The 26,137-nt window shown below is 60.7% G+C and carries 14 protein-coding genes; 8 read left to right on the top strand and 6 right to left on the bottom strand.

Annotated elements, in window-relative coordinates:
- Positions 1-32 precede the first annotated feature (32 nt).
- The 3 genes from EPZ47_RS00920 to EPZ47_RS00910 are packed head-to-tail and all read right to left on the bottom strand — an operon-like array spanning position 33 to position 4,934.
- Positions 33-1,400, bottom strand: coding sequence for an HlyD family type I secretion periplasmic adaptor subunit (locus tag EPZ47_RS00920; RefSeq protein ID WP_135843114.1), 1,368 nt, complete (start codon positions 1,398-1,400; stop codon positions 33-35).
- The gene (locus EPZ47_RS00915) at positions 1,390-3,546 is read right to left on the bottom strand and encodes a type I secretion system permease/ATPase (protein ID WP_135843113.1); all 2,157 of its coding nucleotides are present in this window, start codon (positions 3,544-3,546) and stop codon (positions 1,390-1,392) included. Before EPZ47_RS00915 ends, EPZ47_RS00920 begins: the two co-directional genes overlap by 11 nt.
- Before the next feature lie 38 nt (positions 3,547-3,584).
- Positions 3,585-4,934, bottom strand: coding sequence for a TolC family outer membrane protein (locus EPZ47_RS00910; protein ID WP_135843112.1), 1,350 nt, complete (start codon positions 4,932-4,934; stop codon positions 3,585-3,587).
- Between EPZ47_RS00910 and EPZ47_RS30065 the strand changes: the two genes are divergently transcribed.
- The 3 genes from EPZ47_RS30065 (at position 4,915) to EPZ47_RS00895 (ending at position 14,856) form a co-directional block, all read left to right on the top strand.
- Positions 4,915-5,076: a hypothetical protein gene (locus tag EPZ47_RS30065; protein ID WP_158296343.1), complete on the top strand. Its 162-nt coding sequence runs from the start codon at positions 4,915-4,917 to the stop codon at positions 5,074-5,076. The genes EPZ47_RS00910 and EPZ47_RS30065 overlap by 20 nt on opposite strands.
- Before the next feature lie 216 nt (positions 5,077-5,292).
- Positions 5,293-14,334, top strand: a complete 9,042-nt coding sequence (locus EPZ47_RS00905; protein ID WP_135843111.1) for a retention module-containing protein — start codon at positions 5,293-5,295, stop codon at positions 14,332-14,334.
- A gap of 183 nt (positions 14,335-14,517) precedes the next feature.
- Complete coding sequence (locus EPZ47_RS00895) at positions 14,518-14,856, top strand: hypothetical protein (protein ID WP_014335964.1); 339 nt, start codon at positions 14,518-14,520, stop codon at positions 14,854-14,856.
- A gap of 190 nt (positions 14,857-15,046) precedes the next feature.
- Here the strand turns inward: EPZ47_RS00895 and EPZ47_RS00890 are convergent, their stop codons facing one another.
- Positions 15,047-15,418, bottom strand: coding sequence for a DUF6124 family protein (locus EPZ47_RS00890; protein ID WP_135843110.1), 372 nt, complete (start codon positions 15,416-15,418; stop codon positions 15,047-15,049).
- 509 nt (positions 15,419-15,927) lie between these two features.
- Here EPZ47_RS00890 and EPZ47_RS30565 point away from each other — a divergent pair.
- Positions 15,928-16,056, top strand: a complete 129-nt coding sequence (locus EPZ47_RS30565; protein WP_272949215.1) for a hypothetical protein — start codon at positions 15,928-15,930, stop codon at positions 16,054-16,056.
- 685 nt (positions 16,057-16,741) lie between these two features.
- Here EPZ47_RS30565 and lapD read toward each other — a convergent pair.
- Together lapD and lapG are read right to left on the bottom strand one after the other, a co-directional pair.
- The gene (gene lapD, locus EPZ47_RS00880; RefSeq protein ID WP_135843108.1) at positions 16,742-18,688 is read right to left on the bottom strand and encodes a cyclic di-GMP receptor LapD; all 1,947 of its coding nucleotides are present in this window, start codon (positions 18,686-18,688) and stop codon (positions 16,742-16,744) included.
- Between the two features lie 14 nt (positions 18,689-18,702).
- The gene (gene lapG, locus EPZ47_RS00875; RefSeq protein ID WP_406550198.1) at positions 18,703-19,326 is read right to left on the bottom strand and encodes a cysteine protease LapG; all 624 of its coding nucleotides are present in this window, start codon (positions 19,324-19,326) and stop codon (positions 18,703-18,705) included.
- Between the two features lie 273 nt (positions 19,327-19,599).
- Between lapG and EPZ47_RS00870 the strand changes: the two genes are divergently transcribed.
- The 4 genes from EPZ47_RS00870 (at position 19,600) to EPZ47_RS00855 (ending at position 26,119) form a co-directional block, all read left to right on the top strand.
- Positions 19,600-20,292 carry a GntR family transcriptional regulator gene (locus EPZ47_RS00870; RefSeq protein ID WP_135843106.1) on the top strand — a complete coding sequence of 231 codons (693 nt, stop codon included), beginning with the start codon at positions 19,600-19,602 and terminating at the stop codon, positions 20,290-20,292.
- Between the two features lie 685 nt (positions 20,293-20,977).
- Positions 20,978-21,754, top strand: a complete 777-nt coding sequence (locus EPZ47_RS00865; protein WP_135843105.1) for a DUF3050 domain-containing protein — start codon at positions 20,978-20,980, stop codon at positions 21,752-21,754.
- Positions 21,751-22,683 (top strand): diiron oxygenase, encoded by a 933-nt coding sequence (locus EPZ47_RS00860; RefSeq protein WP_135843104.1) that lies wholly within the window; start codon positions 21,751-21,753, stop codon positions 22,681-22,683. The genes EPZ47_RS00865 and EPZ47_RS00860 overlap by 4 nt, the downstream gene beginning before the upstream one ends.
- Before the next feature lie 10 nt (positions 22,684-22,693).
- Positions 22,694-26,119, top strand: a complete 3,426-nt coding sequence (locus EPZ47_RS00855) for a non-ribosomal peptide synthetase (protein WP_135843103.1) — start codon at positions 22,694-22,696, stop codon at positions 26,117-26,119.
- Positions 26,120-26,137: the final 18 nt, after the last annotated feature.

Raw genomic sequence — 26,137 nt, 5'->3', positions numbered from 1 at the left:
TTTGGCGATTTTAGGAGACGCAGGCCAGCGCATTACCGCTCGTGCAACGCCTCGGCCCGGGCCTTGATGATCGGCTTGAGCAGGTAGCTGAGCACGGTTTTCTTGCCGGTGATGATGTCCACCGAGGCGACCATGCCGGGAATGATCAGCAGCGGTTTTTCATCGGTGCCCAGGTGGCTGCGCTCGGTGCGCAGCTTGATGATGTAGTAGGTGGTTTTCTTGTCTTCATCGGTGATGGTATCGGCGCCGATCTGTTCCAGCTTGGCTTTCATCCCGCCATAAATGGTGTAGTCGTAGGCGGTGAATTTCACCGTGGCGTCCTGGCCGGGGTGCAAGAAGGCGATGTCCTGTGGCCGGATTTTCGCTTCCACTAGAATGGTGTCGTCCAACGGCACAATTTCCACCAGGTCACTGCCGGGCTGGATCACCCCGCCGATGGTGTTCACCAGCAACTTGTTGACGATGCCGCGTACCGGCGATGTCACCAGGGTCCGGCTCACCCGATCTTCCAGGGCCTTGCCGGTGGCCTGAGCCTTGTTCAGGTCGGTGCGTGCTTCGTTGAGTTGGGTCAGGGCTTCGCTGCGAAACTTGCCGCGGGTCTCGTCGATCTTGCGCTGAACTTCCTTGATCGCCGATTCGGCGCGGGGAATCGCCAGCGTCGTGGCGTCCAGTTGCCCGCGGGTTTCAACCTCGGCGCGCTTGAGCCGCAGCACTTCCACCGGCGATACCGCACCCTGGGCCACCAACGGCTCGGACATGTTGATTTCCTGGCGTTGCAGCGCCAGGCCGGAGCGGTACTGCGCCTGCTTGGAAACGAACTCGCGCAGTTCCTGCTGACGCTGGATCAATTGTTCCTGCAACCCGCCAATTTCATCGTGCAACTGCTGACGGCGGCTGATGTACAGCGACTCCTCGCTGGCGGCCTGGCCCGGCACGGCCTTGAGCACATCGGCGGGGAAATTCAACGGTCGATCATCGACCTCGGCACTCAGACGTTCGACCCGCAACAGCATGGACAGGCGGTCAGCCTCGGTTTCCCCGACGTTGGAGACAAACCGTGTGTCATCCAGGCGAATCAACGGCGCACCCGCTTCGACGATCTGCCCTTCAGTGACGAACAGCTCGGCGACGATACCCCCCTCCAGGTTCTGGATTTTCTGGATCTTGGACGATGGAATCGCCTTGCCGTCGCCCTTGGTCACTTCGTCGATCACCGCGAAGTTGGCCCACAGACCGAGGAACACAAAGAAGCCGATGATCCCCCAGATCGTCAGGCGCACCACCCGTGGGGCGTCTTCGATCAGGGCTTTGTTGACCTCGGGCAGCGGCTGGCCGTGCAGCGAGGCAGAACCTTTGAAATAGCGGCCGATGGCGTCCTTGAAACCCGACTTAAGCAACACTGATCTGCCCCTTCTTCAACGCTTCCATCACGACCGCTTTCGGGCCGTCGGCCAGTATCTGCCCACGGTCGATCACCAGCAGGCGGTCCACCAGCGACAGCAAGGATGCCCGATGCGTCACCAGCAGTACCGTCTTGTTTTCCACCACGGCGGCCAGGCGCTGTTTCAAGCGCTCCTCGCCGGTGTTGTCCATGGCGCTGGTGGGTTCGTCCAGCAACAGGATCGGCGGGTTGAGCAGCAATGCGCGGGCCAGGGCGACGTTCTGGCGCTGGCCACCGGACAGGTTCTGCCCACGCTCACCAACCTGCAGTTCATAGCCTTGCGGATGCAGGCGCGCGAACTCATGCACCCCTGCCAGCTCGGCGGCCTGGAGCACCAGCTCGTCTTCGACGTAACGGGCGCCGGAGGTCAGGTTGTCCCGCAGGGTGCCGGCCAGCAGTTGGATGTCCTGGGGCACATAACCGATGTTGTAGCGCAGCTCGCTGACGTCGATCTGGCGGATGTCCACGCCGTCTACCAGCAACGCGCCGTCGTCGGGCTGGTAAAGGCCCACCAGCAACTTGGCCAAGGAGCTCTTGCCCGAACCGCTGCGGCCGATGATGCCGATTTTCTCGCCCGGCTTGATCACCAGGTTGATGTTCTTCAGTGCGGCGTTCTGTTGGTTCGGGTAGGTGAAATTCAACTGACGGCATTCAACGGCGCCCTGCAGGACCTTGCGGCTCAGCGGACGCTCGTCGAAGTTGCGCTCCTGGGGCAGCTCCATCATCTGGTCGACCGAAGTCATGGTCACCCGCGCCTGCTGGTAGCGGGTCAGCAGGCCAGACAGCGACGCCAATGGGCTGAGGGCGCGACCGCTGAGCATGTAGCAGGCGATCAACCCGCCCATGCTCAGGTTGCCGTCAATGATCTGGTAAACGCCGAAGACGATCATGATCACCCCGGCCAGTTGCTGGATCAGCAAGGTGATGTTCATCGCCAGGCCGGACAGCATTTTCACCCGCAGCTCGAGACGGCTAAGGGTGCCAATGGTCTGTTCCCACTGGTACTGACGCTCGCTCTCGGCGTTGTTGACCTTCACCGCATCCAGGCCCGCCAGGGTTTCGATCAGGCTGGACTGGCGCTCGGCGCCCAGGGCCATGGTTCGCTCCATGGTTGCCACCAAGGGTTTCTGCAACGCATAGCCGATCAACAGGGCAATCGGGAACGCCAGCACCGGAATCCACACCAGGTGCCCACCGAGGATCGCGATGACCATGAAGATCAGCAGGGTGAACGGCAAATCGATCAGGCTGGTGAGGGTCAGCGAGGCGAGGAAGTCCCGCAGGCTCTGGAACTCATGGATGTTCTGGGCAAAGCTGCCGACCCGCGCCGGGCGGTATTTCATGGCCATGCCGACGATGCGCTCGAACAGCGTGGCCGAAATGATCAGGTCGGTTTTCTTGCCGGCCAGGTCCAGGCACAAACTGCGCAGCATCTTGAGGATCAGGTCGAAGATGTAGGCGCCAGTGATGCCGATGGCCAACACCCACAGGGTCGATTCGGCCTGGTTCGGCACCACACGGTCGTAGACGTTCATCACGAACAGTGGCGCGGCCATGGCGATGATGTTGATCAGCAGGCTGGCGGCGATGGCGTCGGCGTACAGCCAACGGGAACGCTTGAGGGTGTCGCGGAACCACGAACGCGCCCGGGGAATCAGCGTGCCGTGGTTGACGTCAAATTTATGCTGGGGTTGGGCGAAGAAGACCTTGCCGCTGTAGTCATCAGCCAGCAATTCGCGACTGACCGTCACTTCACCGCCATCGCTTTCGCTGAGCAGCAGCCGCGCCTGGTCGTCACCAACCCAGCCCAGCAACACGGCGCTGCGCCCGTCCTTGAGCAGCAACAGGGCCGGCATGGCGATGGTCGGGATCTGTTCAAGCTTGCGTTGCAGCACCCGACCTTGCAAACCGGCACGGGCCGCTGCGCGCGACAATAACTCGACGCTCAGCCGTTGCTTGGGCAGCGGTAGGCCCGTGGTGAGCATCGCCGCGCTGGCCGGCTTCTGATGCAGCATGCAGAGCGCCAGCAAACCGTCCAGCAACGGGTCATCGTGCAGCGTGCGTGGATCATGGATGAGTTCGACTCGACTGACTTCTGATTCCACGCTCGGCACTCTTTGCTGATCAAAACTGGATGGATGACTCAATTCATCCCAGGCAACTGAACCTTGGGCTTCACGTCATTCTGCACAACCGATGCCAACGGCGCGACCACGCCCTGACTTTTGAGCAACTGACCCATGGTCGCCTTGATCCGATATTGGGTGAACAGTTGCACATTCTTGATTTCCGCCAGGCGGCGGGAGGCGCTGAACAGCTCGTTTTCGCTGTCGAGCAAGTCAAGCAGGGTCCGCTCGCCAAGGCTGAACTGTTTCTGGTAGGCGGTGCGCACGCTCGTGCTGTGATCTACGTATTGTTGGGCGATCGGCACTTGGGCGTTGGCGTTGTTCAAGGCGTTCCAAGCCAGGCCCAGCTCTTCATTAAGCTGGCGCAGCGCGTTGTTGCGGATATCCAGGGCCTGATTGGACAGGTACGACTTGGACTCCAGGTCCGCCTTGTTGCTGCCGCCGGCATACAGGTTGAAACGCATGCGCAGCATGGCTTGCCATTCATTGTTGTGACCGTTCTGGCCGTCCAGGTCGTTGTCGGCGGTGCGACCCAGTTCAGCGTCGAAGCGTGGGTAGAAGCTCGACTTGGCGGCCTCGTACTGCTGCTCGGCAGCCGCGATGTCCGCTTCGGCAGAACGCAGTACCGGGCTGTTTTCCAGCATTTGGGCGCGGGCTTCGGTCAGGTTGGCCGGCAACAGCGCCAGAAAATCGGCGGGACGATCCAGTTGATCGGGCAGTTGGCCCACCGCACTGAGGTAATTGGTCTCGGCGTCGGCCAGGTTGGTTTGTTCGGTGATCAGGTTATTGCGGGCCTGGGCCATCCGCGCTTCGGCCTGGTCCAGGTCGGCACCGCTGCCCACGCCACGACTGGTGCGCAGCTTGATCTGGTCGAAGATGCGCTCGTGGCTCTTGAGGTTTTCCTCGGCCAGGCGCACGAACTCGCGACGGGTCAGCACGTCCAGGTAAACCTGGGCCACGGTCAGCCCGGTGCGCTCGGAGGCGTCCAGCAACGAATAGGCACGGGCATTGACGGTAGCTTGTTGACGCCCCACTTCGCTCGACGTCGCAAAACCGTCAAAAACCATTTGCGACAGGCGCAGGCTCGACTCGCTGCGGTTCAAGGTTTCCCAATGATTGGTGCCACCCGAACGGGTAGTGACGCTGTCGGTACCTTCCCGGCCATACCCAGCTGCGAGATCCACCCTAGGCAGGTAGCCGCCCTTGGCCGCCTTGAGCTGGTAGTCCGCCGCGAGGCGACTGTTCACACCCGCCTGAATTTCAGGGTGGACATCCAGCGCCTGTTGCATGGCCTGCGGCAAGGTTTGTGCTTGGACGAAACTGGCGGCGAGGGCGAAGGGTAAAGCCATGAACAAGGGCGAACGCATAGTGGATTTCTTCCTGAAACACTTGTCTTGGATCACAGCGAAACGTGGCGCTGCATCGGATGATGGCAACCGGAATAACCGTATGTCGGAAAGTTCAAAGCAGGAGCTGGAACATGCACCGAAAGAACAGGTCGCCGCTTAAATATCAATGTGACATTGCGGCAGCGATTGTTTAGGATGGCCAGCATAAGGTCAATACTTTGGCACAAACAAATCATCCAAAAAAAATAAGCCAAAATATTGACACCGAAAAGCGTCAAAACAACCTTATTTAGTGAAACAAGAACGTCCAGACCGTTGCTGCCATTGGCCGCGGGTCCATGGAAGTCTACTGAGCGTGGCACCCGGAGAATCTTCAATGAGCAGTGTTGTTGCCGTTGTCAAAAGCATTGTCGGTCAGGTTTTCGCCGTATCCCCCGAGGGCATTCGGCGCGTACTCATTGAAGGGGATCGCCTGTACACGGGCGACCAGCTGGACACCGGCCCTGCCGGCGCCGTCACACTGGAGCTGGCCGATGGCCGCTCCCTGGACCTGGGCCGCGACACTCAGTGGAGCGCCAGTGCTCCAGATTCTTCCACTGACCTGGCACAAGCCACCGCTCAGGCCGCGCCGTCGGTAGAAGAGCTACAACAAGCCATCGCCGCAGGCGTCGACCCGACGACCGCCCTGGAAGCCACCGCCGCCGGCGCTACCGCCGCAGGTACGGGTGGTGCCGCCGGTGGCGGCCACAGCTTTGTGGTGCTGGATGCCACCGCTGGCAGCGTCGATCCCACCGTGGGTTTCCCGACTGAAGGTTTGAGCACGACCGCAGCCGCTGACGACGACATCACAGGCGGCGACACCAATGCTGACACCACAGCCAACGCGCTGCTCAATTCGACTTTGACCCTGAGCGCCACCCCGACTCTGACCGAGGCCGGCGGCGTGCTGGTCTACACCGCGACCGTTACCCAGGCGCCCCAGACCGACCTGACCGTGACCCTGTCCAACGGCTCCGTGATCGTGATTCCTGCCGGACAAACCACCGGCAGCGTCAACGTACCGCTGGCACCGAACGACACCGTCTACAACGACCCAAGCCAGATCAGCGTGACCGTCACCGGTACCACCGGCGGCAGCGGCATTGCCGTGACCCTGCCTACCACGCCGGCCGTAACCCAGATCACCGACACCATCGACACCACCAACGTCACCCTGTCGGCAGACAATACGGTGACTGAAGGTGGCCAGATCACCTACACCGCTACCCTGACCAACCCGGCTCAAACTCCAGTGACCGTGACCTTGAGCAATGGCTCGGTCATTACCATCGCTGCGGGCCAGACCACCGGTACCGTCGCTGTCGATACCCCGGCCAATGACGTCTACAACAATGGCAGCACCGTTAGCACCACCATTACTGGCGCAACGGGTGGCAATTTTGAAAACCTGGTGCCGAGCACCACGCCTGCGGTCACCACGATTACCGATTCGGTCGATGCTACCGGCCTGACTTTGACCGCCAGCGAGACCATCACTGAAGGCGGCCAGATCACTTACACCGCGACCCTGACCAACCCGGCTCAAACTCCAGTGACCGTGACCTTGAGCAATGGCTCGGTCATTACCATCGCTGCGGGCCAGACCACCGGTACCGTCGCTGTCGATACCCCGGCCAATGACGTCTACAACAATGGCAGCACCGTTAGCACCACTATTACCGGTGCGACCGGCGGCAACTTTGAAAACCTGGTGCCGAGCACCACGCCTGCGGTCACCACGATCACCGATTCGGTCGACGCGACCGGCCTGACTTTGACCGCCAGCGATACCATCACTGAAGGCGGCCAGATCACTTACACCGCTACCCTGACCAACCCGGCTCAAACTCCAGTGACCGTGACCTTGAGCAACGGCTCGGTCATCACCATCGCTGCGGGCCAGACCACCGGTACCGTCGCCGTCGATACCCCGGCCAATGACGTCTACAACAATGGCAGCACCGTTAGCACCACTATTACCGGTGCGACCGGCGGCAATTTTGAAAACCTGGTGCCAAGCACCACGCCTGCAGTTACCACAATCACTGATTCGGTCGATGCTACCGGCCTGACTTTGACCGCCAGCGAGACCATCACTGAAGGCGGCCAGATCACTTACACCGCTACCCTGACCAACCCGGCTCAAACTCCAGTGACCGTGACCTTGAGCAACGGCTCGGTCATCACCATCGCTGCGGGCCAGACCACCGGTACCGTCGCTGTCGATACCCCGGCCAATGACGTCTACAACAATGGCAGCACCGTTAGCACCACCATTACTGGCGCAACGGGTGGCAATTTTGAAAACCTGGTGCCGAGCACTACGCCTGCGGTCACCACAATCACCGATTCGGTCGACGCGACCGGCCTGAGCTTGTCGGCGTCCACCGAAGTGGCTGAAGGCGGTCAGATCACCTACACCGCAACCCTGACCAATGCCGCTGGTTCGCCAGTGACCGTAACCTTGAGCAATGGCGCGGTGATCAACATCGCCGCCGGTGCCACCACAGGCAGCGTCAGCGTTGATGCACCGACTGACGACGTCTACAAAGATGCCGGCAAAGTTGAAGTCAGCATTGATAACGCCACTGGCGGCAACTTCGAAAACCTGGTGCCAAACACCACGCCAGCGGTCACCGACGTCACTGATACCATCGACACCAGCACCGTTTCGCTGACCGCGACCTCGACTGTGGCTGAAGGTGGCACCATCGTTTACACCGCTTCGGTGAACGCACCGGTTACCGGCGCTCCGTTGGTCGTCACTCTGTCGAACGGCCAGAGCATCACGATTCCAGTCGGCTCCAGCTCAGGTACCGTGAATTTCACCACACCAAACGACGCCCTCGCTGGCGGCGATAACTTGAGCGTTAAGATCGATGACGCTCAGGGCGGTAATTACGAGAACCTGGTTGCAGATCAAACACCGGCTGAAACCTCGGTCACTGATGTCCAGGACTCCACGGGCCTGACTCTGTCGGCAACCGATACTGTCGCCGAAGGTGGTCAGATCACCTACACCGCAACCCTGACCAATGCCGCCGGCACTCCAGTCACCGTAACCCTGAGCAACGGTGCCGTGATCAACATCGCTGCCGGCGCCACCACGGGCAGCGTCAGCGTCGACGCACCGGCTGATGACGTCTACAAAGATGCCGGCAAGGTTGAAGTCAGCATTGATAACGCCACTGGCGGCAACTTCGAAAACCTGGTGCCAAACACCACGCCAGCGGTCACCGACGTCACTGATACCATCGACACCAGCACCGTTTCGCTGACCGCGACCTCGACTGTGGCTGAAGGTGGCACCATCGTTTACACCGCTTCGGTGAACGCACCAGTTACCGGCGCTCCACTGGTCGTCACTCTGTCGAACGGCCAGAGCATTACCATTCCGGTCGGTTCGAGCAGCGGCTCGGTCAACTTCGCTACACCAAACGACGCCCTTGCTGGCGGCGATAACTTGAGCGTGAAAATCGATGACGCTCAGGGCGGCAACTACGAAAAACTGGAAATCGACGGCACGCCTGCCGACACTTCAGTGACCGATGTCCAGGACACCACGGGCCTGACTCTGTCGGCGACCGACACCGTCGCCGAAGGCGGTCAGATCACCTACACCGCAACCTTGACCAACGCCGCCGGAACCCCGGTCACTGTGACCCTGAGCAATGGCGCCGTGATCAACATCGCCGCCGGTGCCACCACAGGCAGCGTCAGCGTTGATGCACCGACTGACGACGTTTACAAAGACGCTGGCAAGGTTGAAGTCAGCATTGATAACGCCACTGGCGGTAACTTCGAGAACCTCGTACCTAGCACCACGCCAGCGGTTACTGATGTCACTGACACCATCGACACCAGCACCGTTTCGCTGACCGCGACCTCGACTGTGGCTGAAGGCGGCACCATCGTTTACACCGCCTCGGTCAATGCTCCGGTCACCGGTGCTCCGCTGGTCGTCACTCTGTCGAACGGCCAGAGCATTACCATTCCGGTCGGTTCGAGCAGCGGCTCGGTCAACTTCGCTACACCAAACGACGCCCTTGCTGGCGGCGATAACTTGAGCGTGAAAATCGATGACGCTCAGGGCGGCAACTATGAAAAACTGGAAATCGACGGCACGCCTGCCGACACTTCAGTGACCGATGTCCAGGACACCACGGGCCTGACTCTATCGGCGACCGACACCGTCGCCGAAGGCGGTCAGATCACCTACACCGCAACCCTGACCAATGCCGCTGGTTCGCCAGTGACCGTAACCTTGAGCAATGGCGCGGTGATCAACATCGCCGCCGGTGCCACCACAGGCAGCGTCAGCGTTGATGCACCGACTGACGACGTCTACAAAGATGCCGGCAAAGTTGAAGTCAGCATTGATAACGCCACTGGCGGTAACTTCGAGAACCTCGTACCTAGCACCACGCCAGCGGTTACTGATGTCACTGACACCATCGACACCAGCACCGTTTCGCTGACCGCGACCTCGACTGTGGCTGAAGGCGGCACCATCGTTTACACCGCCTCGGTCAATGCTCCGGTCACCGGTGCTCCGCTGGTCGTCACTCTGTCGAACGGCCAGAGCATTACCATTCCGGTCGGTTCGAGCAGCGGCTCGGTCAACTTCGCTACACCAAACGACGCCCTTGCTGGCGGCGATAACTTGAGCGTGAAAATCGATGACGCTCAGGGCGGCAACTATGAAAAACTGGAAATCGACGGCACGCCTGCCGACACTTCAGTGACCGATGTCCAGGACACCACGGGCCTGACTCTATCGGCGACCGACACCGTCGCCGAAGGCGGTCAGATCACCTATACCGCAACCCTGACCAATGCCGCTGGTTCGCCAGTGACCGTAACCCTGAGCAATGGCGCCGTGATCAACATCGCTGCCGGCGCCACCACGGGCAGCGTCAGCGTTGATGCACCGACTGATGACGTCTACAAAGATGCCGGCAAAGTTGAAGTCAGCATTGATAACGCCACCGGCGGCAACTTCGAGAACCTGGTGCCAAGCACCACGCCAGCCGTCACTGACGTTACTGACACCATCGATACGTCAACCGTCAGCCTGACTGCTACTTCTACCGTGGCCGAAGGCGGCACCGTTGTTTACACCGCCTCGGTCAATGCTCCGGTCACCGGTGCTCCACTGGTTGTGACCTTGAGCAACGGCCAGAGCATCACGATTCCGGTCGGCTCCAGTTCGGGCACTGTGAATTTCACCACGCCAAACGATGCGTTGGCGGGTGGTGATTCACTGAGCGTGAAGATTGACGACGCTCAGGGCGGTAATTACGAGAACCTGGTTGCAGATCAAACACCGGCTGAAACCTCGGTCACTGATGTCCAAGACTCCACGGGCCTGACTCTGTCGGCAACCGATACTGTCGCCGAAGGTGGTCAGATCACCTACACCGCAACCCTGACCAATGCCGCCGGCACTCCAGTCACCGTAACCCTGAGCAACGGTGCCGTGATCAACATCGCTGCCGGCGCCACCACGGGTAGCGTCAGCGTTGATGCACCGACTGACGACGTCTACAAAGACGCCGGCAAAGTCGAAGTCAGCATTGATAACGCCACCGGTGGCAACTTCGAAAACCTGGTGCCAAGCACCACGCCAGCGGTCACCGATGTCACCGACACCGTCAACACCACCACCGTCAGCATCTCCGGCAGCACCTCGGTCACCGAAGGCCAAGCCGCCACGTACACAGTCAGCCTGACGAATCCGGCGCAAACCGAGGTGACGGTCAAAATCGTCTACAGCGGTACCGCCGCCGACGGCACGGATTTCACCGGGGTGTACACCGTGAAGGTCCCGGCCAACGCCACCAGTGCCACCTTTGACGTGGCAACACTGGATGACAAGATCACCGAAGGCACGGAAAACTTCGTGGTCAAGATTGACTCGGCCACCGGTGGCAACTTCGAGCAGTTGGCTGTCAGCGGCACCAACGGCAGCGTCAGCACCTCGATCATCGACAACGATGCGCCGCCAGTGCTCGACCTGGACGCCAACAACTCCAGCGGCAAGTCCGGCGCCGATTATCAGGTGACCTTCACCGAAGGCACCACTGGCCCGGGCGTGTCCATCGGCGACACCGACCTGAAAATCACCGACCCGGACAGCACCATGCTGACCGGCGCCACCATCGTGCTGACCAACCGTCAGCCCGGCGATGCGCTGAACCTGGGCAACAGCGTCAACGGCATCAGCATCAACGCCAACAGCACCGATGGCAAAGTCACGCTGACGCTGTCGGGCAACGCGACGCTGGCCGACTACATGCAGCAGATCAAGAACATCAGCTTCATTAACAACAGCGAAGATCCGAGCACCGTGCCGCGCATCATCACCGTGACGGTGACCGATGGCAGCAACTACTCCAACACCGCCACCACCACGGTGAACGTGGTCGGGGTCAATGATGCGCCGGTTGCCACTGGCGGCGCCGTGACCGGTACCGAAGACACTTCTCTGGTCCTCGGCTGGTCGACCTTCGGCGTCAGCGACGTGGACAATGCCGCCGCCAGCCTGGGTGTGAAAATCACCGAGCTGCCGGCCGATGGCAAATTGCAGTACCTGGACGGTGCAACCTGGAAGGACGTGGCCAACAACCAGACCTTCACCAAGGCTGACATCGACGCCGGCAAGCTGCGCTTCACTCCGGACGCCAACGAGTCCGGCGCCAATGGTTATGTTGGCAGCAGCACGGGCAACAACCAGGCCGACTACGCACAGGTCAAATTCCAGCAAACCGATGGCCAGGCACTGGGCAATACCGGCACTGTGAAAATCGACATCACCCCAGTCGCCGACGCACCGACCCTCAACGTGGCCGGCAACGCCGTGACCTCCACCGGTTTGATCAAGGAGGTCTGGACCGGCCTGTCGGGCCTGGGCACCGATGGCAGCGGTGCGCCATCCGGCACCCTTAAATCGGTGATCGATGCCGCCGGCACGCCGAACAGCAGCGGCACCGTGACCAACGTGCAGTCCGACAGCAACGTCAACCCGGGCACAGCGTCGAAAACCTCGGGCCTGATCTTCCTCGAAGCCGGCAAGACCTACACCTTCAGCGGTACCGGCGACGACAGCCTGCTGGTGACCATCGGCGGCAAGGACGTGGCGGCCATCACCTGGGGCGCGGGCGGCAAGTTGAACGGCTCGTTCACCCCGACCTCCAGCGGCTACTACACCCTGGACATCTACCACCACAACCAGACCGGTCCGGGCAGCTATGACGTGAACCTGTCGGTCAACGGCAGCACACCGGTCGACCTGAACGGCGCCGGCGTGCCGTTGTACACCAGCGTGACCGACCTGACGAACGCTGGCGTGACGGTCTCCGATTTGCACGGTACCAACGGCGAAGGTTATTACGACGGCTTCAAGCTCAACGAAGGCGCCGAAGGCACCAGCGTGCACCTGTCGAAAATCACCACCGCCCTGACTGACACCGACGGCTCCGAAAGCCTGAGCGTGAAGATTGGCGGCATGCCGGAAGGCAGTGTGCTGAGCGACGGCGCGGGCCACTTCGCGACCGTGGGCAGCAACGGCGAAGCGTCGGTCAGTGGCTGGAACCTGGGCAGCCTGACCCTGACCCCGCCGACCTATTACAACGGCCAGCTCAACCTGACCGTGACTTCCACCTCCACCGAAGCCCTCGGCGGATCGGCGACCACCACGGCGCAGATCCCAGTCACCGTGTACCCGGCGACCTACAACGCCATCACCGCCACCTCCGGCAGTGACAACGTGACCGGCACCGACGGTAACGACGTGGTGGTCGCTGACATCGGCGGGCTGACAGTGGTGCCGGGCACCAACTACAACATCGCCTTCATGGTCGATAGCTCCGGCAGTATGAGCGAGGCGTCCCTCACGGCGGCCAAAAACTCGCTGACCTCGGTGTTCAACACCCTCAAGCAGAGCATGGGCGGCAACTCCGGGACCGTGAACATCTTCCTGGCGGACTTCGACAGCCAGGTGAACACGTCTGTCTCGGTCAACCTTAACGACCCGGACGCGTTGAACCAACTCAAAGGCGTGCTCGACTCGATGGCCTCCGGTGGCGGCACCAACTACGAAGACGTGTTCAAGACCACGGCGAACTTCTTCAAAAGTACCGAAGCCATGGGCAATACCGGCGCGAAGAACCTGACGTATTTCATTACCGACGGTAAGCCGACCTACTACCAGACCGGTGAGCAGACCAACCCGACCTTGTATGACAACGTCAAACTCGATGACGTACTGAGCGCCTCCAAGTACACCGTCGGCAAGTACTACACCCAGACGATCGACAGCACGCACAAGTACACCATCTACGAAAACGGTGAGATGTACCTGTCGACCAAAAACGGCAAGAAATGGACCGATAGCTATGTGGGCAAGGTACATGCCGAGGGCAATGGCACCTTTGAACTGTCGAACCTGGGTGGCACCGGTTATGGCGATTACTGGAACTATGTCGATTCGGCAACAGGCTCGAGCGAAAGCTTCACACTGTTGAAGGGCCTGAGTACGGTCGAAGCCATCGGCCTGAACAACGACGTGACCCTGAACGACCTCAAGCCCTACGATTCGGACTCGACACCGCAGACCAACATCGACCCGAACAACCTGGCCAACTCGATCATCGGCCACACCGAAGCGACCCTGCCGGGCTCCGACACGGTCAACGGCGGCGAAGGCAACGACATCCTGTTCGGCGACCTGGTGAGCTTCAACGGCATCGCCGGCGAGGGCTATCAGGCTATCCAGGCGTTCGTCGCCCAGCAGAGCGGTGTGGACGTCAGCAAAGTCACCACCAGCAACGTGCACCAGTACATCACCGAGCACTACACCGCGTTCGATGTGTCCGGTGCCCACGATGGCAACGACACCCTGCTCGGTGGCGCCGGCAATGACATTCTCTTCGGCCAGGGCGGCAACGACACGCTCAATGGCGGCAAGGGCAATGACATCCTGCTGGGTGGCTCTGGCAACGACACCCTGCTCGGTGGCCCGGGCAATGACACCCTGATCGGCGGCCTGGGAGGCGATACCTTTGTCTGGAAGTCCGGCGACACCGGCACCGACGTGATCAAGGACTTCAAGGCCAGCGACGGCGACCGGATCGACCTGCGGGATCTGTTGCAGGGCGAAACCGGCAGCACCATTGACCACTTCCTGAAAATCAGCACGGTCGATGGCGTGTCGTCGCTGCAGGTCAGCACGACCGGCCAGTTCAACGCGGCCAACGGCGCAGCGGCCACACCGGACGTAACGATCAAGCTCGAAGGCAACAACTGGTCGAACGTCAACCTGAACTCGCTGATCGCCGGCAGTGACCCGACCATCAAGGTCGATCACAACAACAGCTGAACCTGACACAAAACCGTGGCGAGGGAGCTTGCTCCCGCTGGGGCGCGAAGCGGCCCTGTTTTTTAGGGCTGCTGCGCAGCCCAGCGGGAGCAAGCTCCCTCGCCACGGGATAAGTGTTCATACTCCCCCGCAGTTGGCCTATGCTGCCCAGCATGACGCCGCTTCATACATGAGGGATGCCCGATGTTTTATGTGCAACGCGATGCACAAGGCTTGCTGGTGCGCGTAGAAGCCACCGCCTACGCCGAGGCCACCGAGACCTTGCCGGCCGACAACCACGAGATCCAGGACTGGTTCGCCAACCAGGCGGTGGAAAACAGCCTCAAGCAGCTCAAGCAGAGCGACCTGGAGATGATCCGGGTACTCGACGACTTGATCCAGGTGCTGACCAGCAAAGGCGTCATCCGCGTCACCGACCTGCCGCCAGCAGCCCAGGCCAAACTGATGGACCGCAACCAGGCCCGGGAAGCATTGGGCGGGCTGAGCCGGTTGATCGATGATGATGAGAAGGGGTTGATCTAGGCCTGCCGCCTGGATTGACGCGTTCCGGGCAGAGCACAAATCCCTGTGGCGAGTTGTCTGGGCGAAAGTCATCGCGAGCAAGCTCGCTCCCACAGTTGATCGGTTTTGATCTCGATCTGTCGGTTCGACGCAGATCCAGTGTGGGAGCGAGCTTGCTCGCGATGGCGATCGTCAATCCACCGCAGGCCTGTCAGCTCGACGCTTGCACTTCAAGCCGATCCATCGCCCGCTCCACCAACAGATGCACCCCATCGGCCATTCGGCTGATTGCCAGGATCACGCTGCGGCGCGAGCCGTCGACGTCATCCGCCAGGTCGGCGGCGATGGCGCTGATGGACAGCAGGTCTTCGGAGGCATTGGCCAGGAGGGTTTCGGTGTCGATGTCCGGGGAGACCATGAAGAGCTGGGCGGTTTGGGGTTTTCCCGAGGCTTCATCGGTTGGTTTGGGATTGAGGTAGTAGTCGAGGGCGCGTTCGGCGGCTTCGTCGAGCTTTTTTGCTTGCAGGGTTTCGACTCGGGATTTGGATGAGGGCTGTGGAGGGTTAGGCGTAGCTTTGAACATGGTTTGGGCTTCCTATTCAATTCAGAGCCGCCCTGGATCGCTTGCACGCAATGAAGGGTGGCAGCTATGTGCGAGTGTGCAAGACCGAGTAAGACAACGCCCAAAAACCTCGGCAGACCCGAAGGTCTCCCGCACACAGCTGCCATAAAACATGAGCACGAATGCACGATAAGTGGCTGGTGATATTGTTGGGCGTCTTTCTAACCGGCTTGCACGCCGGTGTCACCGTTTTTTCAGTGACAAACCCAGACTAGCCACGGGGCTGACGCCGGACAAGTTCACCGACTTCGCTACAACTTGAAGGAAATCTCCTAGGACCTTACTTTTAGAGGGGGTGTATATCCGTTTCTGCGGTAACGGCTACTGGCGGTTCCGCTCTTACAGCGGGTCACTTTTGGAAGAGCGCCAAAAGTAACCAAAAACGCTTTGCCCCACCACTCGGCACCTCGCCTAGGCTCGGTGTGCCCTCACTCCGGCATTGCTCCGTGGGCCGCCGCGAAGGGCCATCCATGGCCCAGCGCGGCTACCTCGGCATCCATGCCGAGGTGCCCACTGCGCAATGCCTGCGTTCGGCCATCGTGGTTAACGGGGCCCCCGAGATCAACGTCCACCACGAGGCGGCCTTAGAGCCGACCTGATTCTGAGTGATCGCGTTTCTCCTGTGGGAGCGAGCCTGCTCGCGAAGAGGCCGGCACATCCAACATCACCGCAAACTGACCCTTCGCTATCGCGAGCAGGCTCGCTCCCACATAGGTTTGCGGGTGTTCACAACATTCGCACACGATACAAAAACCTGTGGGAGCGAGCTTGCTCGCGATGACGCCAGCACATCCAACACCACCGCAAACTGACCCTCCGCCATCGCGAGCAAGCTCGCTCCCACAGTTGGATCGGAGTATGGCCGGAGAGACAGGTCGGCTGTCAGGCCGCCTCGCGAGCAAGCTTTGCTCCCACAGATCTGATGGGTGTACAACCGGGAGAACCAGGTCGGCTCTAAGGCCGCCTCGCGGTAGACGTTGATCTCGGCGCCCCGTTAACCACGCTGGCCGAACGCAGGCATTGTGGAGTGGGCATCCCGGCATGGATGCCGGGATAGCCGCGCTGGGCCATGGATGGCCCTTCGCGGCGGGCCCACGGAGCAATGCCTGCGTTCGGGCACACCGAGCCTAGGCGAGATGCCGAGTGGTGGGGCAAGACCTTTTGGTTACTTTTGGGGCGTTTGCCAAAAGTGACCCGCCGTAAGGGCGGAACCGCCAGTGGCCGTTACCGCAGGAATGGATATGTACACGGTCAGAAGGGCACAGGCCGCCTCACCAGCCAGCCTCACTCCCAACGCTTAGGCTCACCCACCAACTGCCCCTGCACCCCAAACAACCCCATCTCCCGAATCACCGCCAACTCCCCCTCCGTCTCAACCCGCTCGGCAATCAACGGCAAGTCAATACTGTGAGCAGCCCGCTGGATCGCTTCAATGAACAGGCGCTTGTCACTTTCCTGATCAATCGCGCGGATATAGCTGCCATCGATCTTCAGATAAGCCAACCCCAGCCGCGACAAATTGCCAATCATGCTGAACCGCCCACCAAAACGCTGCAGGCTCAGAGAGAAGCCAAGCTCGCGCAAACGCCGGGTCAATTGCTCCAGGACGGCTTGCTCCGGCAGTTGCTCTTCACCAATCTCCAACGTCAGGCGCGGCCCGAGGTTGGAATGCGCCCGCAGAATTTCAAAAACCTTGTTCAGCGCCTGAGGATCGGCCAGGGTCGCAGAGGACAAGTTCAGCGCCAGGGATTGATCGTGCCCGGCCATCTGCTTGAGCACCTGCTCGAGCATCAAGCGGTCCAGGCGCGCAGTCCAGCCAAAGCGCTCCAGCCAGGGCAGGAAGCGCCCGGCAGGGATGGTCTGACCCTGCTCGTCGAACAACCGCGACAGCACTTTGTAATGCAGCACCACTTGGGTGTCCTGGGCGGCGACCACCGGTTGGAAATACAGCTCGAATCGCTGATGATTCAAGGCCTGGTCGAGCAAAGTGTGCCAGGCATGGTGATCGTCGCCGACGCTCGCCGAGGCGCTGTGATCCAGGCAGGCCCAGCCCGGTTCGCCCTGGCTTTCGGCTTGGGCCAGAGCCTGATCGCCGAGCTGGAGCACCGCTTGCGGCGAGTCGCCATGGACGAACGGTGCCAATCCGATGGAGGCCACCGAAGCCACATCGGTCGCGCCAGTGGCGTGCAGGCTCGCCAACGCCCCTTCAAGGTTCTGCGCCAGTTGCAACGCCTCTTCACGCACCAACCCGGGCGCCAGCACAGCAAACTCCCCACCGCGGATGCGCGTCACCAGGTTTTGGGTTTCCGGATACCGGGCGCACTCACGCAGCAATTGTTCACCAACCGCTTTAAGCAACTGGTCGGTACGCTGCCCGCCCAACCGCTGGTTCAAACCAGCCAGGTCCTTGACCCGCAGCAACAGCAGATAACCGGAACTGGCCTGCTCCGGGTTGCTCACCCGGGCATTGAGCTGCATTTCGAAATAACGCCGGTTGGCCAGGCCTGTGAGGTTGTCCTGATAGGACTCGACCCGCAGCTTCTCACTGCGCTCGGCCTGTTCCTGGAACAGTGCCTTGAGCTTCTCGACCATCTGGTTCATCGCCTGCACCACGCGACGCAATTCAGGGGTACGTGGCAATTCCGGCAGGCTCAAGAACTCACGACGGGCGATGGCATGGGATTGGTGCACCATGTAATCCAGCGGCTTGAGCTGACGACGCAGCAGCAAGGCCCCCAGCACCGCGCTCACGGCGCCGCACAGCAGTAACCAACCGAGGCTGCCCAACGCGCTTTGCCACAGCTTGGCGAGAGCGAACATCGGGTGGCTGACCACCTCAACTCGCGCCGCCTGTTCCCAGCCACGACTGACAATCGCATCACCGCCGGCCGGCTCCAGGCCAATGAGTTTGACGAACCATTTCGGCACGCTGCCGGCGTCCGGAATGCCCGTGCGCTCGACCAGCGTTTTGTCGGTGGTCACGTCGACCACGCGGATGCTCGCGTAATAGCCGCTGTCGAAGATCGAGCTGACCATCAGCTCCACCATCGCCGGGTCGTCGATGTTCGGCGTCAACGACAGCGCCAGCGCCGTGGCCGCATCCTGGGCGTGGGAGCGCAACTGGTTGACGTACTGGGTCCGCGAGCTCTCCAGGCTGACCATGAAGCTGCCACTGAAGGCAACCACCAGGAACAGACAGATAGCGATCAACAGCTGTTTGAACAAAGACATCTGAGCGCGCGCTCCTAGTTAGTCGTCTCGACCGGAAAACCTTCGGCCTGCATTTTTTTCAACACATCCTGCCACCGGGACAGGCGTTTGGTGTCACCCACTTTTTTGTTGCCCTTGGCACCCGGCAACCACAGCCCTTCGGCATTGAAAGAGTAGACCGGCAGCAGATCGGTTCGCTGGCTGGCTGGCTGGATGCCGTCGATCAGGCTATCGAGGACCAGCGGCATCGCATCGGGGGTGGCGTAATAGGTGAGCACCATGTGCGCACGGTTCTGCCGCAAGGCCTTGACGTAAGTGATGCGCAGCTTGTCACTGGAGACCCCGAGATGACGCAGGCTGAAGTACTTGGCGATGGCGTAGTCCTCGCAGTCGCCAGCGCCTTTCCACAAGGCCTGGACTGGAGTTTCCCAGTAATCGACCTCACGCCACAGGTCGATGTCTTCCACGTAGCGCACCTGTTTGTTGAAGAACAGATTCACCACCTTAAGCTGCTCCAACTCCGGAACCTGCTTCTGGGTCGCCAACAATTGCTGCCAGGCATCGATTCGTTGCTGCCCTTCACCCAGCGGCCCATATAAGGCTTGCGCCCGGCGGCTGATCTGCGCAAAGTCCCAGTCGGCCCGCAAGCCACCCAGCATGAGGCCGGCCAGCAACAATGCCGAACACAGCCAGCGCAAGGACCTGAGAACAGGGAAAGGTGCAGCCAAGGGAAATACGTCCGAAAAGGGCCGTTGGAAATTCGTTGGATGGTGAAGCCTGGCCCGGTAAAAAACAATGGCAGGGTGCAATCACCGCAGGCACGCTAAACTTTAGTTCAGGAACCGGGGCCACGAGACTTTGACGGCTAGGCAATCTGTAACTAACGTTGGCTTGGATCCAATTTTCGCTACTACCAGTCAGGGTACGTTGTTGTGACACAGAAGCCCAAACCGCTCAGTACTATCCAGGTCAACGGACCCATCCCCGCTGCCCAGGCACGCTCGATCATCGAAGAGTCTCTGCGCGAGGCCATTCTCGACGGGCGCCTGCCCTGCGGTACAGCCTTGCGTCAGCAGGAGCTGGCCGACCTGTTCGGTGTGAGCCGCATGCCGGTGCGCGAAGCCTTGCGCCAGCTCGAGGCGCAGTCACTGCTCAATGTGGTCCAGCACAAGGGCGCCGTGGTGGCTCCGTTGATCAACAACGATGCGGTCGAGACCTACGCCTTGCGTTCGGTGTTGGAGTCTTTCGCCTTGCGCCTGTCCATTCCCCTGCTCGACGCCAGTGACCTGGCCTTGGGAGCCCAATACATCGAGCAGTTGGAAACCGAAACCGACCACGCCCAGATCGCCAAGCTCAATCGGCTGTTTCACATGTCGCTCTACCACAAGGCGCCCAACAGCAGGCTGCTGGACTTGATTGAGCACGAGCTCAACGAAGAAGAGCGCTTCTTGCGCTTTCATCTGTCGTCCATGGGCCTGGGCAAACTGACCCAGGACGATCATCGTGCGCTGCTTGAAGCCGCGCGAGCCAAAGACATCGATAAAGCCATTGCCTTGCTGGAACTCCACCTGGAAAAAGCCTGCATCACCATGCGCCGGTATCTCGAACAACAGTCGAATCGTTGACCCCTCGCCGACGGTCCCGCCGGCGTAAAAACTTCTTACATATCCTTGCGCGCCACTTCTCGCCTGCCTGGCGCCGCCTGAGCATGGCGGCGACGCGGCGTCCCATCAGTTCAATGGCACTGCCATCGATTTGGGCTCACTCTTGCGCTTGTCGATTCAAAAATAGACCTGAAGAAGTCAGCGCCTGGCGATAGACCAGGCGAATCGAAGCCAATACGCAAGGAGCGTCGCCCACTGGCGGGATGATCGGATGTCCGACCGGTGTCCCTCCCTTAAATCACAAACTTCTTAATCCCTGATCCCTGAAGTGCTCCGAGTGAGGCATTCACTCGAACTATTCGATTCTGACACCCCTAAATCGGAAGGAGCTTCTTCGCCTGAATAAAACTTATATTAAAAGTTTTAACAGTCTCTTTCGCGCCCAATAAACTTGCCAGTTTAAATATTTAAAATACTTCTTGCCGCTTACTTGTTTTGTGTATTAGTTTTTTATTCGTCGAATTGTTATCGACCGCGCCCGCCTTCGGCCAACGCTTAAGAATCAAGCGCCACAGGCTGGCGACGCGCATTAAAGGCAAGCACTTAAGCCACTTGAGCAATTCATGGATTCCGGTTCAGGCGCCCGTTCGCCTTGATAAATAACGGGCAACTTTCCGGGCACAACATCATTGATGAGGACGTTCCAATGCAGCCAACCAAAGAACAACTATCTCTGAAAAAACACGAACTTGGCCAACACCCGGTTTTTTCCGAAATAACATCAATTGATCTGCTACGCCGTTTTATGGAAAGCCATGTGTTTGCCGTGTGGGACTTCATGTCACTGACCAAACGGCTGCAACGGGAGCTGACCTGTGTCCACCTGCCCTGGCTGCCGCCGGCGGACCCACACGCGGCACGCCTGATCAACGAAATTGTCTTGGGCGAAGAATCGGATGACCGCCCCGGAGCAGGCTATTGCAGCCATTTCGAACTGTATCTGGATGCCATGCGCGAGGTCGGTGCCGATACCCGCGCCATCGAGCAGTTCATCACCCTGCAACAGGAAGGCGTCAGCCCCGAGACAGCGCTGGAGAGCGTCGAAGTAGAACCGGCGGCGGCACGTTTCGTCCGCCAGACCCTGCACACCGCCCTGCACGCCCCAGCCCACAGCGTGGCCGCCGCGTTCGTGCATGGACGCGAGAGTGTTATCCCGCAGATGTTCCAGCGCATGCTCGACGCCTGGGGCATTGGCCTGGATCAGGCGCCGACCTTTCGTTACTACCTGCAGCGGCACATCGAAGTCGATTCCGAAGACCATGGCCCGGCCGCGGAAAAGCTCTTGGCCCGGCTGATCGATGGCGACCCGCAGCGCGAAACCGAGGTGTTGGTCGCCGCCCTCGCCGCCGTCCACAGCCGCGCAGCGCTGTGGGATGGCCTGCGCCAGAGCATGGCCCAACCGGTTGCACAGGTGACCCCATGAACGCCATCCAATACCAATCGTTCGCCGACGCCTGGGAGAGCCGCGCCACCATCCGCACCCGGCCCCGGCGCCGGGTCGAAAACGACGACAAGTTGATCTTCCCCATGAGCCGTCAGCCACTGGTGCACAGCCAGACCTTTCTTAGCCACTGCCCGCAGTTGCGCGATTTTGTGCTGGTGCAAAGCCTCTACAAGTTCATCAACGACGTGGTGATTTTCGAGACTGAACTGGTGGACCACACCGCCCGGCGTATAGCCAAGAACAGCTTCGGCATTGAGTTCCCGTTCGCCTGCCGTTACGACGCGATGACCGTGGTGGTGGACGAGGATTACCACGCGCTGGTGGCGATGGACTTCATGCAGCAAACCATCGACATGACCGGTATTGCGCCGATCCCGTTGCCTTCGCAGATCGAACTCAGCCGCGCGATACCGGCGGCCCTGGCCCAGGCGCCGGAGCACTTGCTCAGTGCCGTGGAGCTGATCTGCATCGCCATTGCCGAGAACACCGTGACCAACGATGTGGCGGCTTTTGCCCGGGACGATTCGGTCAAGGCCTCGATCAAGGGGCTGATGGCCGACCACTTACTGGACGAAGGACGGCATTCCGGTTTCTGGACGCGGCTGGTGCAGATTTACTGGCGCACCGCGCCCGACGAGGACCACGAGGCGATCGCACGATTGATGCCCGGTTTCATCGCCCAGTACCTGACAAGTGACCTGCAGCAAGCGTTCGATTTCGAGCTGATTGCGCACCTGCCTGTTGACGAGTCGGTACGCCAGTCGCTGCGTGAAGACGCCAGCGCACTGGCCTACCCGGTCAATCGCTTTCACCCTTTGGTGGCCAATATCACGCGCTTTTTTCGCAGCAGCTCGATGCTCACGTCCCCCTGCGTGCGCGATGCCCTCGCCGACTACCTGACCCCATGAGGACCTTTCAATGAGACGCCTCGAAATTGCAGTGCCTGGCACAAGCCAGGCCATGGCCGAACTGGCCCGGGAACTTGAGCTGCACGGCCATGGTGTGGTGGATCCTCAATCGCCAGCAACACACGGTGCGGTCGATTTGCTGATCGACGACGGCACAGCGCCGTGCGCTATTGAAGCGCGCACCTGCCTTCAAGTGCGCGTGGCGTTGCGAGTTATGCCCGGTGAGGGATTGCCACAACCGGTATTGGTTTTTCGTGACGGTGCACAGCGGCTGTTGTGCCGGGAAGTGATCGCCCTGGAAAACTCCGGCAATGGTCAGTCCTTGCGCTTGCGTACGCTGGCAGCGGTGGTCGAGAGCGGTGCGCGGATGGTCAGCCAGTTATCACGGGATGAAACCTGCTTCGAGCACTGGCCGACGATACCAGATGACGCCGCCGACCAGCCCCAGCACGGGCTCGATGCGCTGGAGTCGCTGGCCTTCGAACACTGCCTCAACCGACCACCGGAGCCCTGGCTATTGGCCGCGGCCGAGGTGCCGGTGATGCAGAGTATCGAACAGCGCATGCTCGATGACGCGACACAACCGGCCCTGTGGGTTGATGGGCAGCTCACCGACTACAAAACTTTGCGCAGCCTGGCGCTGAGGTTGCAGCAGGCCATGTTGGCACAGCTCCAGGAAGCAACCGACCACCCACTGGTGATCGGCGTGTGCCTGCCCAAGTCTGCGCACCTGTACGCGGCGATCCTGGCGGTGCTGGGCTGTGGGGCGGTGTACTTGCCGCTGGACCCGCAGCACCCGGCACAACGTCGGCGCTTTATCCTGGAGAATGCCAAGGCGGACCTACTGCTGCACGACGGCGACGGCGATCTGGGCGACCTCGCGCTGCCGACGCTGAATGTGCATCGGTTGCCTGCGCCCAAGCCTGGCATCCCGGCCTCGTTGATCCGTCGTGTGGTGGGCATCGACGAGCCGGCGGTGGCGATCTACACCTCCGGCACCACCGGCCAGCCCAAGGGTGTGCTGCTCAGTCATCGCAACCTCGGCCATTTTTGTGCCTGGTACGGCGACTACGTCCAATTGCAGCGCGACAGTCGGGCGCTGCAATTTTCCACCATCAACTTTGACGCCTCGTTGCTGGATATCCTGCCGACCTTCATCCAGGGCGCGTTACTGGTGGTGCCCAGCGAAGACCAGCGCCGCGACCCGCAACAATTGGTGGAGCTGATGGGCGCGCAGCAGGTGACTCACGCGTTCCTGCCGCCAGCGCTGCTGAGCGTGATGCCGCTGGACGCGCCGTTGGGTTTGGCGCACCTGATTACCGGCGGCGATGTCTGTGAGCCGTTCGTGATTGAACAGCTCGCGCCACAGTGCCGGTTCCACAACATCTACGGCCCGACCGAAACCACGGTGCTGGCCACCACGCGGCAATTCGGCGTCGGCGACAACAACCGCAACCTGGGCATGCCCATCGCCAACGCCCGGGTGCTGATTCTCGACGAGCAGCTGCAACCCGTACCGCAAGGCTCGCCGGGTGAGCTGTACATCACCGGGCCGGGTGTCGGCCTGGGTTATCTGAACGATCCGGTGCTGACCGCCAAACGCTATCTCAACCTGACGCTGCCCACCGGGCGAATACTGCGGGTTTATCGCACCGGCGATATCGGCCAGTGGACCGACTGCGGCATCGAACTGTGTGGCCGTCGCGATAACCAGGTGAAGATCCGCGGCTTTCGAGTCGAGCCTGAGGAAATCGAGCATTGCCTGCGAGACAGCCAGTTGTTTCGCCAAGTGGCGGTAGGGGTCGATGAACGCCGACGGATCCTGGCATTCCTGGTTCACCCCCGGGAAGACCGGCCCGGCACCGCCCTCCAGGCCTTGCGCGAGCATGTGCAAAACACCCTGCCCAGCTACATGCACCCGGCGACCTACGTCGAACTGCCCAGCCTGCCTTACACCAGCAACGGCAAGGTCGATCGTCGGGCCTTGCTCGCCACAGCGGTGCAGGTGCAGGTCGGCAGCCAGCGGCGCCAACCGCAGAACGCGCTGGAAAAGCAGTTGCAGAAACTGTGGGCCGAGCTTCTGGATCTGCCGGTCGAAGACATCGCCACCGACGAGAGCTTCTTCAACCTCGGCGGGCATTCGATCCTGCTGTCGCAACTGCTGCTGAGCATCCGCGAAGCCTTCGGGCGCAGCCTGTCGATCAATCGCTTCATCGAAGCGCCTACGCTGATGACCTTGGCGAAGTTGCTGGACGACTCTGAACAAAACAGTGCATCGACCCTCAGCCCCCAGGCCTTCATCGACGCCGAAGCCGAGCTCAACCTCGACCCGCTGCCCATCAGCCAGTGCGGTGATGTGCACAAGGTGGTGGTGACCGGCGCCAACAGTTTTCTTGGGGTACACATCGTCGAGGCGTTGCTGACCTGGGGCGCCACCGAAGTCGCCTGCCTGGTGCGCGCGTCTGGAGGGCAAAGCGCTGCGGAACGTTTTTCCCAAGCCTTGCAGGATAACCGCCTGACCCATTTGGACCTGAGCCGCATCAGCGTTTACAACGCCGACATCACCCAGCCGCAATTGGGTTTGCCGGATGACGTCTACGCCCGCATCGACCGTACCTTCGGCGCACTGGTGCACAACGCCGCCCACGTCAATCATGTGCTCGACTACGAGTCCCTGGCGCGGGACAACGTCGAGCCGATCTTTGAATGCCTGCGCCTGTGTGAAGGGCGCAGCAAGAAGATCTTCAATTTCGTCTCCACACTTTCGGCGTCCAGCGCCCTGGATGCCGATGGCCAGGTCCTGGAGCAACCCGCCGCCAAGACGCCGCCGATCTACATCAAGAACGGCTACAACCTGTCTAAATGGGTGGGCGAACGGATCCTGCAGCGCGCCCGCGAGCGCGGGGTGTGGGTCAATCTGTTCCGCCCCGGCAACATCAGTTTCAACAGCCTGACCGGGGTCTGCCAGCCCCATAAAAATCGCTTGATGCTGATGCTGAAGGGCTCGATCCAGCTCGGGCAGGTGCCGGACTTGTCCCTCAATTTCGACCTGATGCCAGTGGACTTCCTGGCGCGTTTCATCGCCTTCCACGCCAGCCGTTACCAGCCGACGCAAGCGGTGTTCAACCTGCACAACCCCGAGCCTTTGAGCTGGGATGCTTATGTGGCGTCGTTCCGCGACAGCGGCCGGGAGTTTTCCCTGGTGAGCGTCGCCGACTGGCAACGGCAATTGGGTCGGGTCGATGCCGACAACGCGTTGTTTGGCGTACTGGGTTTCTATCTCAATGGCTTCGAGGAAGACATCGGCGACATCTCGCTGATCAGTCACGACAACGCCCGCGCCGGCGTGCGGCAGATGGGCGCCCGCTACCCAGAAAAATCCCCGGCCCTGCTGCGCCGCGGCGCCGATTACCTCAAGGCCATCGATTTCATCTGAAGCACCCCCAACCTAAAG

Origin of the sequence: Pseudomonas viciae (assembly GCF_004786035.1) — a bacterium.
GTDB lineage: Bacteria > Pseudomonadota > Gammaproteobacteria > Pseudomonadales > Pseudomonadaceae > Aquipseudomonas > Aquipseudomonas viciae.
The sequence above is the reverse complement of the archived record's forward strand: the minus strand, read 5'-3'. Positions and strand labels throughout refer to the sequence as shown.

Excerpts from the sequence above, each read along its gene's own strand:
- EPZ47_RS30065 (WP_158296343.1), top strand. The coding sequence starts at position 4,915 with ATGAACAAGGGCGAACGCATAGTGGATTTCTTCCTGAAACACTTGTCT.
- EPZ47_RS00910 (WP_135843112.1), bottom strand. The coding sequence starts at position 4,934 with ATGCGTTCGCCCTTGTTCATGGCTTTACCCTTCGCCCTCGCCGCCAGT.
- EPZ47_RS00905 (WP_135843111.1), top strand. The coding sequence starts at position 5,293 with ATGAGCAGTGTTGTTGCCGTTGTCAAAAGCATTGTCGGTCAGGTTTTC.
- EPZ47_RS00895 (WP_014335964.1), top strand. The coding sequence starts at position 14,518 with ATGTTTTATGTGCAACGCGATGCACAAGGCTTGCTGGTGCGCGTAGAA.
- EPZ47_RS00890 (WP_135843110.1), bottom strand. The coding sequence starts at position 15,418 with ATGTTCAAAGCTACGCCTAACCCTCCACAGCCCTCATCCAAATCCCGA.
- EPZ47_RS30565 (WP_272949215.1), top strand. The coding sequence starts at position 15,928 with ATGGCCCAGCGCGGCTACCTCGGCATCCATGCCGAGGTGCCCACTGCG.
- lapD (WP_135843108.1), bottom strand. The coding sequence starts at position 18,688 with ATGTCTTTGTTCAAACAGCTGTTGATCGCTATCTGTCTGTTCCTGGTG.
- lapG (WP_406550198.1), bottom strand. The coding sequence starts at position 19,326 with ATGCTGGGTGGCTTGCGGGCCGACTGGGACTTTGCGCAGATCAGCCGC.
- EPZ47_RS00865 (WP_135843105.1), top strand. The coding sequence starts at position 20,978 with ATGCAGCCAACCAAAGAACAACTATCTCTGAAAAAACACGAACTTGGC.
- EPZ47_RS00860 (WP_135843104.1), top strand. The coding sequence starts at position 21,751 with ATGAACGCCATCCAATACCAATCGTTCGCCGACGCCTGGGAGAGCCGC.
- EPZ47_RS00855 (WP_135843103.1), top strand. The coding sequence starts at position 22,694 with ATGAGACGCCTCGAAATTGCAGTGCCTGGCACAAGCCAGGCCATGGCC.